Source organism: Mesorhizobium sp. B2-4-19 (assembly GCF_006441315.1).
In the GTDB taxonomy this organism is placed as follows: Bacteria; Pseudomonadota; Alphaproteobacteria; order Rhizobiales; family Rhizobiaceae; genus Mesorhizobium.
Genome location: NZ_VFUV01000001.1, coordinates 188605 through 202119, shown reverse-complemented (window position 1 = coordinate 202119; position 13515 = coordinate 188605). Strand labels below are relative to the sequence as shown.

Below are 13515 nucleotides of genomic sequence, written 5' to 3'. Positions count from 1 at the left end.
GCCGATTACTCGGCCGCAGCCTGCGCCGAGTTCGAGCCGATGTAGTTGCGGATCGTCTCGATGATCCGGTCCTGGTCGGCTTCGCTGAGATAGGGGTGCATCGGCAGGCACAGGATGCGCTTCGGCAGTTCCTCCGAGACGGCAAGACCGGTCGGCGTGCGCGGGTAGTCGCTATAGGCGACCTGCGCATGCAGCGGCTTGACGTAGTAGATGACGGACGGAATGCCCTTTTCGCTCAGATGCGTCTTCAGGCCGTCGCGCCTGGGTGTCTCGATGGCGTACTGTGCCCAGGCCGAACGGCTGCCATCGAGGTTGCGGGCTGCGGTGACGATGTCGCCCAGCCCTTGGGCATAGCGGTTTGCCACCAACTGGCGCGCCACCATCTCGTCTTCGAGAATGGCGAGCTTTTCGATGAGGATCGCCGCCTGCAGCGTGTCGAGCCGCGAATTGATGCCGACGCGGATGTTGTCGTACTGCGTCTCGCCCTTGCCGTGGAAGGCAAAGGAACGCAGCTTGTCGGCCATCTCGTCGTCGTTGGTGAACATCGCGCCGCCGTCGCCATAGCAGCCAAGCGGCTTGGCGGGATAGAAGCTGGTCGAGCCGACATGGCCGAACGCACCGCACATCTTGCCGTCGAGCGACCCGCCCGTCGACTGGGCGGCGTCCTCGATCACCAACAGCCCTTCGCGGTTGGCGATCGCCATGATCGCATCGTAGTCGGCGGCGAGGCCGAACAGGTCGACCGGGATAATCGCCTTCGGCTGCAGCCGGCCTTCCTTCTTGATCATGGCGATGGCCGCCTCGAGGCTGGCGATGTCGATGTTGTAGGTCACCGGATCGACATCGACGAACACAGGTTCCGCCTTGGCCAGCGCCACCACTTCGGCGGTGGCGGCAAAGGTGAAGCTCGGCACGAACACCGCGTCGCCCGGGCCGATCCCGGCGGCGAACAGCGGCAGCAGCAGCGCATCGGTGCCGTTGGCGCAGGCCACGACATGTTTTGTGCCGATATAGGCCGCAAGCTTCTTCTCGAACTCCGCGACCTGCGGGCCCAGTATGTATCGGCCGTCCTCGACGACATGGTCGATCGCGGCCTTCAGCCGGTCGCGGATGCGTTCGCGCTGTGCGCCAAGATCGATGAACTGCATGTCAGCCTCAAAAACGATTTTTAACCGGGCGGTTTAGCCAAAGAACCCGCTGGTACCAGAGTTGTGCTTGCCGAGAAAGCCGGACAGCCAGAGCCGCCAATTGCCTAGGTGTCGCAGTCTGTTACCTCCGATTTCCGGCGTATCTTCACAAGATGCCGGAAATCCGGGCTTTGTCGGGCGCGTTTGCGTCTTTATAATCCCGCTGGGCGGCCCCGCGAAACATAAAGTGATCGGCTGGCTCAGCTTAAATTGAGCGTTACTCAGGCGATTTCATGCCGCCATGGCGGATTGGCGCCCGCGCGCGACACGGTCACCGCCGCTGCCTTGGCACCAAGCGCCAATGCCTTGCGAATGGCGTCTTGCGGAAGGTCGCCGATGGCCGCCTTCGTCAGCAGGCCCTGTTCATGCAGCGAGGCGAGAATGCCGGCGTTGAACGTATCGCCCGCGCCGACCGTGTCGACCACCTCGACCTTTTCCGGCATCACGGTGACGGTGTGGTCCTTGGTGTAACCGACGGCACCTTCGCTGCCATGGGTCACGACGATCAGCTTGGGTCCTCGGTCGAGCCAGTTGCTGATGACATCCTCATGCGAGCCGGCTTCGCCGAACCAATGGAGGTCTTCGTCCGACAGTTTCACGATGTCGGCCATCGCCATCATCTCGCGGATGCGCCTGAGGTGCTTGGCCTTGTCCGGGATGAAGTTCGGCCTGATGTTGGGGTCGAGCATCATGACGCGGCTTGCATGCTCGCGCCGCATGAACTCTTCATAGGCGCCGCCGGCGGGCTCCGAGATCAGGCTGATGGCGCCGAACAGCATGGCTTCGATCTCGTTGCCGAGCGACGGCAGGTCGTCGATCGTCAGCATGCGCCCCGCGGTGTTCTCGTCGTAGAACGTGTAGGTCGCCTGGCCATTGGTGAGCCGTACGAAGGCGAGCGTGGTCGGCCTGGGCGAGGTGTGGGCATAGGTGGAACTGACCTTGCTCGCGCCCAGCGCATCCCTGAACTGGCCGCCGAAAAGATCCGACGACAGGCCCGAAAAGAAGCCGGCCGGCGCACCCAATCGGCCAAGCGCGATCGCCGTGTTGAACACCGCGCCGCCGACATAGGGGGCAAAGGCCGGCTCGCCCTGCGTCGTGATGCGCGGCAGCATGTCGATCAGGGCTTCGCCGCAGCAGAGGATCATGGCGTCTTGGTCTCCGGCGGATAGATCACGCCCTTGCGGATGATGATGTTGGCGTAAAGCCTGGGCTCGCTTGTCGCGACAATGGCATGCGCCGACTTGACCCGTGCATAGAAGTCGGCGCCTGCCAGTGCAACCACCTTGCGGCCCGGTGCGTGCTTGGCGCAGATTGCCTCGATCTCGTGATGGACTGGATCGGCAATCGAGGGATTGCCTTTGACGGAGGCGCGAAACAGGGCTTCCGGAACGGCGTCGTCGACCGGCAGCACGCTCAAGATCGCATCGAGCACCGGAATGAGAGGATGACCATCGGCCCGGATCAGGCGCTTTGCCTGCTCCTCGGCCGGATAGTTTCCGTCGACCAGGGCGATCTCATCGCCATGGCCCATGGCGCGCAGTGTCGCCAGGAGGTCCGGACCGAGCAGCGCCGGGATTCCGATAAGCATTCAGGCGCTCCTGGAAATCGTCGTCGAGCCGATCAGGAAGCGCTCGGAAAGCGGCAGGCTGGCTCCGCCGAGCGCTCGGGCATGAATGCCGACGGTTCCCTCGCGAACGGCGGGAAGTTTCAGACCTTCGCCGTCGATTGTCGCAATGGCCGCGATGATGGCATCGACCAGCCTGCGGCGCACCGCCTGCGGCATCCAGCCGTCGACCACCGCCGCCTCGAAATCGATGACCGAGGACGCCGCGACGATGGCATAGGCAAGCGCCTGTGAAGCGCTGGCGATCCAGTCGTCGAGTTCGGAACCGATCTCGCCCCAATCCTCGGGCGACGTCCATAGGTGCGAGGCCTCGACGCCGCGGGCATTGAGCGCTTTTTCCAGCATGGCGATCGACGCCACGTCGATCAGCTGGGTCGGCTTGCCGTCCGGCCCGGGCACCGGCATGGAGCCGAGCGCGCCGGCATTGCCGGTTGGCCCGCCGAACAGCCGGCCGTTGAGCACGATGCCGCCGCCGGCGAAGGCGCCGATATAGAAATAGACGAAGTCACGCGCGCCGCCCGCCTGGCCGAAGACGAGCTCGGCGCCGCAGGCCGAGGTGGCGTCGTTCTGCAGATAGACCGGGAAATCGCATTGCGACTGGATATCGGCCCTGATGTCGCGGTGGCGCCATTCGTCCATGACATCGCGCGGCGCACCGGCGGTGTCGGCCCAGTTCCACAGTTCGAACGGCATGGCGATGCCGAGCCCGGCGATGCGCTTGTCCTGCGCCGGTGTCAGTTCGCCGCGCATCTTCTTCATGCCTGAAGTGACGAATTCAACCGTCTCGCGCGGTGCCGGATAGCGATAGGAGTGCTGCAGCATAGAGCGCACGTGCCCAAGAAAATCGATCAGCACCAGTTCCGCGCTGCGGCGGCCGATCTTGAGGCCGATGAAGAAGGCGCCCTCCGGATTGAGCGCCATGGGTATGGAAGGCTGGCCGATCTTGCCGCGCAGGGGCGCCTGGCGCACGAGTAGGCCTTCTTCCTCGAGTTCGCGCATGATGACCGAAACCGTCTGCGCCGAAAGTCCGGTCATGCGGGCGATGTCGGATTTCGCCAGGCTGCCTTGCTGGCGCACCAGCGAGAGCACCAGCCGCTCGTTGTGATCGCGCATGCCGCTCTGGTTGGTGCCGCGGTGAATCAGGCTGTCATTCGCTTCGGGCGAACCGTGCCTCGCAGTGGCGGTCTCCACCCTGTTCCTCCCATCGTTTCCCCTCAAGGCTTTTGGGCCAGAATGAGTGAACGACGCAAGGCTGTCAATAATAAATAAGAGTGATTTAATTATTGACAGCGGCTGCGGTCTGGTGTCTGTTGAGGCGGCGTCCACGCTGGGAGAATTCGTAGGATGCGCCGTAGATGCCGGTGGCCGGCATCCGGAATGGTTCCACTGGGAGGAAGACCGTGACCAATACAAAATTGTTGAAATCGACCGTGTTTGCCGCGGCTGCCTTGGGTCTGATGGCGTTTGCGTCGTCCGCCTCCGCAGCCGGCGTCGGCGCTTGCCTGATCACCAAGACCGACACCAATCCGTTCTTCGTCAAGATGAAGGAAGGCGCGACCGCAAAGGCCAAGGAACTCGGCGTCGACCTCAAGACCTATGCCGGCAAGATCGACGGCGACAGCGAAAGCCAGGTGGCGGCGATTGAAAGCTGCATTGCCGACGGCGCCAAGGGCATCCTGATCACCGCATCCGACACCAAGGGCATCGTGCCGACCGTGAAGAAGGCGCGTGACGCCGGCCTGCTGGTGATCGCGCTCGACACGCCGCTCGACCCGATCGACGCAGCCGATGCGACCTTTGCCACCGACAATCTCGAGGCCGGCAAGCTGATCGGCGCCTGGGCCGCCGCGACGCTCGGCGACAAGGCCAAGGACGCCAAGATCGGCTTCCTCGACCTGACGCCGTCGCAGCCGACCGTGGACGTGCTGCGCGACCAGGGCTTCATGATGGGCTACGGCATCGACGTGAAGGATCCCAACAAGATCGGCGACGAAACCGATCCGCGCATCGTCGGCCACGACGTCACCAACGGCAATGAGGAGGGCGGCCGCAAGGCTATGGAGAACCTTCTGCAGAAGGACAACACCATCAACGTCATCCACACCATCAACGAGCCCGCAGCAGTCGGCGCCTACCAGGCGCTCAAGGCTGTCGGCCTTGAAAAGCAGGTGCTGATCGTCTCAGTCGACGGCGGCTGCCCCGGCGTGAAGTCGGTGAAGGAAGGTGTCATCGGCGCGACGTCGCAGCAGTACCCGCTGCAGATGGCGGCCCTCGGCATCGAGGCGATCGCCGCCTTCGCCAAGGATGGAACCAAGCCGAAGCCGACCGAAGGCAAGAATTTCTTCGACACCGGCGTCAACCTGGTGACCGACAAGCCGGCCAACGGCGTGAAGTCCATCGACACCAAGGAAGGCCTCGCCAAGTGCTGGGGCTGATGCCGGTCTGACCGGCAATTATGGAACTCGAGCGGTCGGGGCTTGATCCCCGGCCGCTTCGGGTGGACGATGGGTCGCGTGACCGCGAACAATCCCGGCGACAGACCGGAAAGACGTGGACGGGCGTCGGCGCTAGGCTGATCCCTCACGGGGAGGAAACATGGCTCAAACTCAGGAATTCGAAAAGGTTCTCTCGGCCAGCGACACCAGCGTTGCCGCGTTCGACGAACACAAATCGGCAGTCAGGCGCGTCCAGCATTTCCTGCATTCGACGCCGGCGGCGGTGCCGCTGATCGTCCTGGTCCTGTCGATCATCATCTTCGGCATCACCATTGGCGGGCGCTTCTTCTCGTCCTACACGCTGACGCTGATCCTGCAGCAAATCGCCATCGTCGGCATTCTGGGCGCTGCGCAGACACTGGTCATCCTGACCGCCGGCATCGACCTGTCGATTGGCGTCATCATGGTGATCTCAGCCGTGATCATGGGCAATTGCGCCGTCAGTTACGGCTTGCCGAGCGTAGTGGCCGTGGCGTTCGGGCTTGCCGCCGGTGCTGCCTGCGGGCTGCTCAACGGGTTGCTTGTCGCTTACATGAAGCTGCCGCCTTTCATCGTGACCCTTGGCACGTGGAACATCGTCATGGCCACGAACTTCATCTATTCGGCCAATGAAACGATCCGTGACACCGACGTCGACACCCAGGCGCCGCTGCTGCATCTGTTCGCCCTGAGCTTCAAGGTCGGTACCGCGGTGCTGACGCTCGGCGTCATCGCCATGGTCGCGCTGGTGCTGCTGCTCTGGTACGTCCTCAATCACACCGCCTGGGGCCGCCATGTCTACGCTGTCGGCGACGACCAGGAGGCGGCCAAGCTGTCGGGCATCCAGACCAAGAAGGTGCTGGTGACGGTCTACACCCTTGCCGGGCTGATCGCCGCTTTCGCCGCCTGGGTCTCCATCGGCCGCAATGGTTCGATCTCGCCGTCGGCGGCCGTCACCGACTACAATCTGCAGGCGATCACCGCGACGGTGATCGGTGGTATTTCCCTCTTCGGCGGGCGCGGCTCGATCCTGGGCACGCTGTTCGGCGCGATGATCGTCGGCGTCGTCTCCATGGGCCTCAACATGCTGGGCGCAGACCCGCAGTGGAAAGTGCTGCTCACCGGTGTGTTGATCATCGGCGCCGTGGCGGTCGACCAATGGATCAGAAAGGTTTCGGCATGACCCAGGACCCCATTCTCACCGCGCGCGGCCTGGTCAAGCGCTATGGCCGCGTCACCGCCCTCGACAATGCCGACTTCGACCTCTATCCCGGCGAAATCCTCGCCGTCATCGGCGACAACGGCGCCGGCAAGTCGTCGCTCATCAAGGCGATTTCAGGCGCTGTCGTGCCCGACGAAGGCGAAATCCGGCTTGAAGGCAAAACCGTTGCCTTCAAGTCGCCGATGGAGGCTCGCGAGGCCGGTATCGAGACCGTCTACCAGAACCTCGCGCTGTCGCCGGCATTGTCGATCGCCGACAACATGTTCCTCGGCCGCGAGATCCGCAAACCCGGCTTCCTCGGACAATGGCTGCGTATGCTCGACCGTCCGGCGATGGAAAAGCGCGCCCGCGACAAACTCACCGAACTCGGCCTGATGACCATCCAGAACATCGGCCAGGCGGTGGAAACGCTCTCGGGCGGCCAGCGCCAGGGTGTTGCGGTGGCGCGCGCCGCTGCCTTCGGCAGCCGCGTGGTGATCATGGACGAGCCGACGGCAGCCCTTGGTGTCAAGGAGAGCCGCCGTGTGCTCGAACTGATCCTGGACGTCAAGAAGCGTGGCCTGCCGATCGTCCTGATCTCGCACAACATGCCGCATGTCTTCGAGGTGGCCGACCGCGTCCACATTCATCGCCTCGGCCGTCGCCTCGCCGTCATCGACCCCAAGCAATATACGATGTCCGACGCCGTCGCCTTCATGACCGGCGCCAAGGCGCCTCCTGAGGCTGCACTGGCCGCCTGATTGTCAAATTGCCGCAGGGTAAGGTGGCGGACGTTCATCTAAATCGATTGAATATATGTTGCGATGCGGTAACATGGGCTGGGATGAATGGTGAAAGCCGGTATGATCGTTGCAACCGCACGAGAGGCAGCATGACGCGCGCAATGACATCCGAAACCCTTCCGCCCCTGCTCGAAAATCCCGATCCGAAGACGCTCGCAAGGGAAGTCTTGGTGGCCCTCAAATACCGGGTCGGCAAGGACACCACGGTCGCGACCCAATACGACTGGCTGACGGCCTCGATCAAGGTCGTGCGCGACCGCATCGTCGATCGCTGGATGCAGGCAACCAAAGAGGCCTATGACCAGCAGGAAAAGCGCGTCTACTATTTGTCGCTGGAGTTCCTCATCGGCCGCCTGATGCGCGACGCCTTTTCCAATCTTGGCCTGATGGCCGATATGCGCGAGGCGCTGTCGTCGCTCGGCGTCGACCTCGATCTCATCGCGGCGCTGGAACCCGACGCGGCGCTCGGCAATGGCGGCCTTGGCCGGCTTGCCGCCTGCTTCATGGAAAGCATGGCGACCGTCGACATTCCCGCGCATGGCTACGGCATCCGCTACGCCAACGGCATGTTCCGCCAGGAGATCCACGACGGCTGGCAGGTCGAACTGCCCGAGACCTGGCTCGATCACGGCAACCCCTGGGAGTTCGAACGGCGCGAACGCTCCTTCGAAGTCGGCTTCGGCGGTTCGGTGGAATCCATCACGTCAAAGGACGGCCGGCTCGAGCGCCACGTCTGGAAGCCGACCGAACATGTCCTGGCTGTCGCCTACGACACGCCTGTCGTCGGCTGGCGGGGCAACCGCGTCAACACGCTTCGGCTGTGGTCGGGCATGCCGGTCGATCCGATCCTGCTCGACAAGTTCAATGCCGGCGACCACATCGGCGCGCTCGCCGAAAGCAACAAGGCGGACGCGCTGTCGCGCGTGCTTTACCCCGCCGATTCCCACAAGGCCGGGCAGGAGCTCAGGCTGCGGCAAGAGTATTTCTTCTCGACCGCCTCGCTGCAGGACATCGTGCAGCGCCATCTCAGCCAGTATGGCGACCTGAAGTCGCTGCCCGACAAGGCGGCGATCCACTTGAACGACACCCACCCGGCGATCGCCGTGCCGGAGCTGATGCGGCTGTTGATGGATGTCCACGGCATGGACTTCGATCTCGCCTGGGACATCACCAAACGCACCTTCGGCTACACCAACCACACGCTTCTTCCCGAAGCGCTGGAAAGCTGGCCGGTGCCGCTGTTTGAGCGGCTTCTGCCGCGCCATATGCAGATCGTCTACGCCATCAACGCGCAGGTGCTTCTGGAGGCACGCGCCACCGACCAGTTCTCGGGCGAGCAGATCAGCTGCATTTCGCTGATCCAGGAAAATGGCGACCGCCGCGTGCGCATGGGCAATCTGGCCTTTGTCGGCTCGCACTCGATCAACGGTGTCTCGGCACTGCATACCGAGCTGATGAAGGAAACGGTGTTTGCCGACCTGCACAAGCTCTATCCCGATCGCATCAACAACAAGACCAACGGCATCACGCCGCGGCGCTGGCTGATCCAGTGCAACCCCGGCCTGACCTCGCTCGCCCGCGAGGCGATCGGTGACCGTTTTCTCGACGATATCGACGCCATCAAAGGGCTCGACGGCTTTGCCGATGACAGCGCTTTCCGGGAGAAGTTCGCGGGCGTCAAGCGCCAGAACAAGGCGCGGCTGGCCAATCTCGTCGCCGACCGGCTCGGCATCAAGGTCGACCCGTCGGCGCTGTTCGACATCCAGGTCAAGCGCATCCACGAATACAAGCGCCAGCTTCTGAACATCCTCGAGGCGATCGCGCTCTACGACCAGATCCGCTCGCATCCCGAGCGCGACTGGATGCCGCGCGTGAAATTCTTTGGCGGCAAGGCGGCGCCCAGCTACCACAACGCCAAGCTGATCATCAAACTCGCCAATGATGTCGCCAGGGTCATCAACCGCGACCCGGCGGTGCGCGGCTTGCTGAAGGTGGTGTTCGTGCCGAACTACAATGTCAGCCTGGCCGAAGTCATGATGCCGGCCGCCGACCTGTCCGAACAGATTTCGACCGCCGGCATGGAAGCGTCGGGAACCGGCAACATGAAGTTCGCGCTCAACGGCGCGCTGACCATCGGCACGCTCGACGGCGCCAATGTCGAGATCAAGGAATGCGTCGGCGACGACAACATCTTCATCTTCGGCCTGACCACGGCCGAGGTCGCCGAACGGCGCAACAATGGCTACAACCCGCGCGCCGTGATCGAGGGCTCTTCAGAACTGTCGCAGGCGGTCGCGGCCGTTTCCTCGGGCGTCTTTTCGCCGGACGACCCGGACCGTTACCGCGACCTCATCAACGGCCTCTACACCAGCGACTGGTTCATGGTCGCCGCCGATTTCGACGCCTACGCCGCCACCCAGCGTGATGTCGACGCTGTCTGGCGCAACAGCCCGGACTGGTATGCCAGAGCAATCCGCAACGTCGCGCGCGTCGGCTGGTTCTCGTCCGATCGCACCATCCGCCAATACGCGAAAGAAATCTGGAACGTGCCCGCCTGATGTGATTGCATGAGGCCACGAACAATGTGGTCCCGGTGATTTGGGTTGAATGCCAACTCACATCACCAGAAATAGACACTTGGTGCCCTGGGAGGGACACTGCCTGATGAGGAAGCCGCGCGTGACCGCTGCGACAAGCGGGCCGGACGGACTGGCGCCAGCCAGCGATGTTGCGGCGATTGTCGCCGGCACGCACGGAGATCCGTTCGCGGTCCTCGGTGTCCATGAGGTCGGCAAAAGCCTGTTTGCCCGTTGCTTCGTTCCGCATGCCGAGACCGTCGCTGCCTATACGCTGACGGGCATCGAGGCCGGCGCGTTGTCCAGGCGAGACGATGCCGGCTTCTTCGAAGGCAGTCTGTCGATCAAGAAGCGGCAGCCGCTGCGCTATCACGCGCGCAATGCCGGCGGTGACTGGTGGCTGACCGATCCTTATTCGTTCGGCCCGGTGCTCGGGCCGATGGACGATTACTATATCGCCGAAGGGTCGCATCTCAGGCTGTTCGACAAGCTTGGCGCGCACGTCATCGAGCACGAAGGCGCCACCGGCGTGCATTTCGCCGTCTGGGCTCCCAACGCAAAACGCGTCTCGGTGGTCGGCGATTTCAACGACTGGGATGGCCGCCGCCACACGATGCGCGACCGCCGCGACACCGGCATATGGGAGGTGTTCATCCCGGACATCGGTGCCGGGCGACCCTACAAATACGAGATCATTGGACCCGATGGCGTCAGGCTGCCGCTGAAGGCCGATCCGTTTGCGTTCAAATCCGAACTGCGTCCCGCTACGGCTTCGGTTGTCGCCGTGCCGCCGGCGCATGAGTGGGGCGACGAGGCGCATCGCAACTACTGGCGCAATGCCGATCCCCGGCGCGAAGCCGTCTCGATCTACGAAGTCCACGCAGGGTCCTGGCAGCTTCACGACGACGGCACGTTCCTGTCATGGGACGAACTGGCCGATCGGCTGATCCCCTATGTGGTCGAGACCGGCTTCACCCACATCGAGTTCATGCCGATTTCCGAGCATCCCTATGACCCGTCCTGGGGCTATCAGACGACCGGCCTCTATGCGCCGTCGGCCCGCTTCGGCGATCCGGACGGCTTTGCCCGTTTCGTCGATGGCGCGCACCGCGCCGGCGTCGGCGTCATCCTCGACTGGGTGCCGGCGCATTTCCCGGTCGACGCGCATGGCCTGGCCCATTTCGACGGCACCGCGCTCTACGAACATGCCGACCCGCGCAAGGGTTTTCATCCCGACTGGAACACCGCGATCTACAATTTCGGCCGCCGCGAGGTGGTGTCGTTCCTGGTCAACAATGCGCTGTTCTGGGCCGAGAAATATCATGTCGACGGTTTGCGCGTCGATGCGGTCGCCTCGATGCTTTACCTCGACTATTCCCGCAAGGCCGGCGAGTGGATCCCCAACGAGAAAGGCGGCCGCGAGAACCTCGAGGCGGTCTCTTTCCTGCAGAAGATGAACAAGGAGGTCTACGGCCACCATCCCGGCGTCATGACCATCGCGGAGGAATCGACCTCATGGCCGAAGGTTTCGGCGCCGGTGCATGAAGGCGGGCTGGGCTTCGGCTTCAAGTGGAACATGGGCTTCATGCATGACACGCTGGAGTATTTCTCCAAGGAGCCGATTTTCCGCAAGCACCACCACAACGACCTGACCTTCGGCCTGACCTACGCCTTCTCGGAGAATTTCGTGCTGCCGCTCTCGCATGACGAGGTCGTGCACGGCAAAGGCACGCTGCTGGGCAAGATGGCCGGCGACGACTGGCAGAAATTCGCGACCTTGCGCGCCTATTACGGCTTCATGTGGGGCTACCCCGGCAAGAAGCTCTTGTTCATGGGACAGGAATTCGCGCAGCGCCGCGAATGGAGCGAGGCGCGCGCGCTCGACTGGAATCTGCTCGATTTCCGCCCGCATCGCGGCGTCTGGCAGACCGTGCGCGACCTCAACTATCTCTATCGGTCGCGCCCGGCACTGCACGGCCGCGACTGCGAGCCGGAAGGGTTTTCCTGGCTGATCGTCGACGACAGCCAGAATTCGGTTTTCGCCTGGGTGCGCAACGCGCCGGGCGGCAGCCCGGTGGCCGTCATTTCCAACTTCACGCCGGTGCCGCGCGACAATTATCGCGTGCCGCTGCCGAAGACCGGCAAGTGGCGCGAGATCATCAACACCGACGCATCCGAATATGGCGGTTCCGGCATGGGCAATGGCGGCATGGTCGAGGCAAGGGCGGAAGGCAAGAGCATCTCGGCAACGATGCTTCTGCCGCCGCTGTCGACAATCATGCTCGAACTCGTGGCCGAGGCCGACTCACAGGGCGAGACTTGAGTAAATTGGGAGGGTAGAAATGGCAGACTTGAAACGGACCCAGCCGCTGGCGCGCGATGCCATGGCCTATGTACTGGCCGGCGGCCGTGGCAGCCGCCTCAAGGAACTGACCGACCGTCGCGCCAAGCCGGCGGTCTATTTCGGCGGCAAGACGCGCATCATCGACTTCGCGCTCTCCAATGCGCTCAACTCCGGCATTCGCCGCCTCGGCGTCGCCACCCAGTACAAGGCGCATTCGCTGATCCGCCACCTGCAGCGCGGCTGGAACTTCCTGCGGCCGGAACGAAACGAAAGCTTCGACATCCTGCCGGCCAGCCAGCGCGTCTCGGAAACGCAGTGGTATGAAGGCACGGCTGACGCCGTCTACCAGAACATCGACATCATCGAGGCTTACGGCCCCGAATACATGGTCATCCTCGCCGGCGACCACATCTACAAGATGGACTACGAGATGATGCTGCGTCAGCATGTCGACGCCAATGCCGACGTCACCGTCGGCTGTCTCGAAGTGCCGCGCACGGAGGCGACGGGCTTTGGCGTCATGCATGTCGATGCCAAGGACAACATCATCGCCTTCGTCGAAAAGCCAGCCGATCCGCCCGGCATTCCGGGCAATCCGGACTTCGCCCTGGCCTCGATGGGCATCTACGTCTTCAGGACCAAGTTCCTGATGGAGCAGTTGCGCCGCGACGCCGCCGAGCAGGGCTCAAGCCGCGATTTCGGCAAGGACATCATCCCCTATATCGTCCAGCACGGTAAGGCGATCGCGCACCGTTTCACCAAATCCTGCGTGCGCTCGACCGCCGAGAACGAAGCCTACTGGCGCGATGTCGGAACGGTCGACGCCTATTGGGAAGCCAATATCGACCTGACCGACGTGACGCCGGAGCTCGACCTCTACGACCGTGACTGGCCGATCTGGACCTATGCCGAGTTGAAGCCGCCGGCAAAATTCGTCCATGACGAGGATGGTCGGCGCGGCTCGGCCGTTTCCTCGCTGGTCTCGGGCGATTGCATCGTCTCCGGCGCGACGCTGAAGAGGAGCCTGATCTTCACCGGCGCGCGCATCAATTCCTATTCGACGCTGGAAGAGGTGGTCATGCTGCCCGACGTTCATGTCGGCCGGAACGCAAAGTTGAAGCGCGTCGTCATCGACCACGGTGTTAGGATACCCGAGGGGCTGGTGGTCGGCGAGGATCCCGCGCTGGACGCCAAGCGCTTCCGCGTTTCGGAGAAGGGCATCTGCCTGGTCACGCAGGACATGATCAACAAACTCGGGCTCTAGAGCAATTCCGCGAAAAGTGCGAAACGGGTTTCCGTCCGGGAT

Annotated in this window: 10 protein-coding genes; 6 read left to right on the top strand and 4 right to left on the bottom strand. The window is 63.2% G+C overall.

The features are described from left to right. Positions 1-5: 5 nt before the first annotated feature. The 4 genes from FJ546_RS00950 to FJ546_RS00935 form a co-directional block, all read right to left on the bottom strand. Positions 6-1148 (bottom strand): DegT/DnrJ/EryC1/StrS aminotransferase family protein, encoded by a 1143-nt coding sequence (locus FJ546_RS00950; protein ID WP_140887376.1) that lies wholly within the window; start codon positions 1146-1148, stop codon positions 6-8. Between the two features lie 260 nt (positions 1149-1408). Continuing rightward, positions 1409-2332, bottom strand: a complete 924-nt coding sequence (locus FJ546_RS00945) for a carbohydrate kinase (RefSeq protein WP_140887374.1) — start codon at positions 2330-2332, stop codon at positions 1409-1411. Next, positions 2329-2775 carry an RbsD/FucU family protein gene (locus FJ546_RS00940; protein WP_140887373.1) on the bottom strand — a complete coding sequence of 149 codons (447 nt, stop codon included), beginning with the start codon at positions 2773-2775 and terminating at the stop codon, positions 2329-2331. The genes FJ546_RS00945 and FJ546_RS00940 overlap by 4 nt, the downstream gene beginning before the upstream one ends. Beyond that, on the bottom strand, positions 2776-4002 hold the full coding sequence (locus FJ546_RS00935; protein ID WP_095770826.1) for an ROK family transcriptional regulator: 1227 nt from the start codon (positions 4000-4002) through the stop codon (positions 2776-2778). A gap of 227 nt (positions 4003-4229) precedes the next feature. On the opposite strand from FJ546_RS00935, the gene FJ546_RS00930 reads away from it, so the two are divergent. From FJ546_RS00930 to glgC, 6 genes are all read left to right on the top strand, one after another. Beyond that, complete coding sequence (locus FJ546_RS00930; RefSeq protein ID WP_181167800.1) at positions 4230-5246, top strand: sugar ABC transporter substrate-binding protein; 1017 nt, start codon at positions 4230-4232, stop codon at positions 5244-5246. 160 nt (positions 5247-5406) lie between these two features. Next, positions 5407-6468, top strand: coding sequence for an ABC transporter permease (locus tag FJ546_RS00925; RefSeq protein WP_140887370.1), 1062 nt, complete (start codon positions 5407-5409; stop codon positions 6466-6468). Next, the gene (locus FJ546_RS00920) at positions 6444-7247 is read left to right on the top strand and encodes an ATP-binding cassette domain-containing protein (RefSeq protein WP_245318013.1); all 804 of its coding nucleotides are present in this window, start codon (positions 6444-6446) and stop codon (positions 7245-7247) included. Before FJ546_RS00925 ends, FJ546_RS00920 begins: the two co-directional genes overlap by 25 nt. Positions 7248-7378: 131 nt before the next feature. Next, positions 7379-9847: a glycogen/starch/alpha-glucan phosphorylase gene (locus FJ546_RS00915; protein WP_140887368.1), complete on the top strand. Its 2469-nt coding sequence runs from the start codon at positions 7379-7381 to the stop codon at positions 9845-9847. Between the two features lie 106 nt (positions 9848-9953). After that, positions 9954-12188, top strand: coding sequence for a 1,4-alpha-glucan branching protein GlgB (glgB, locus tag FJ546_RS00910; protein ID WP_140887366.1), 2235 nt, complete (start codon positions 9954-9956; stop codon positions 12186-12188). 19 nt (positions 12189-12207) lie between these two features. Then, positions 12208-13473 carry a glucose-1-phosphate adenylyltransferase gene (glgC, locus tag FJ546_RS00905; RefSeq protein ID WP_140887365.1) on the top strand — a complete coding sequence of 422 codons (1266 nt, stop codon included), beginning with the start codon at positions 12208-12210 and terminating at the stop codon, positions 13471-13473. Positions 13474-13515 lie beyond the last annotated feature (42 nt).

What these genes read in the sequence shown, in the direction of transcription:
- FJ546_RS00950 (WP_140887376.1), bottom strand. Translation starts at nt 1,148, where the DNA reads ATGCAGTTCATCGATCTTGGCGCACAGCGCGAACGCATCCGCGACCGG.
- FJ546_RS00925 (WP_140887370.1), top strand. Translation starts at nt 5,407, where the DNA reads ATGGCTCAAACTCAGGAATTCGAAAAGGTTCTCTCGGCCAGCGACACC.
- FJ546_RS00940 (WP_140887373.1), bottom strand. Translation starts at nt 2,775, where the DNA reads ATGCTTATCGGAATCCCGGCGCTGCTCGGTCCGGACCTCCTGGCGACA.
- FJ546_RS00945 (WP_140887374.1), bottom strand. Translation starts at nt 2,332, where the DNA reads ATGATCCTCTGCTGCGGCGAAGCCCTGATCGACATGCTGCCGCGCATC.
- glgB (WP_140887366.1), top strand. Translation starts at nt 9,954, where the DNA reads ATGAGGAAGCCGCGCGTGACCGCTGCGACAAGCGGGCCGGACGGACTG.
- FJ546_RS00920 (WP_245318013.1), top strand. Translation starts at nt 6,444, where the DNA reads ATGGATCAGAAAGGTTTCGGCATGACCCAGGACCCCATTCTCACCGCG.
- glgC (WP_140887365.1), top strand. Translation starts at nt 12,208, where the DNA reads ATGGCAGACTTGAAACGGACCCAGCCGCTGGCGCGCGATGCCATGGCC.
- FJ546_RS00915 (WP_140887368.1), top strand. Translation starts at nt 7,379, where the DNA reads ATGACGCGCGCAATGACATCCGAAACCCTTCCGCCCCTGCTCGAAAAT.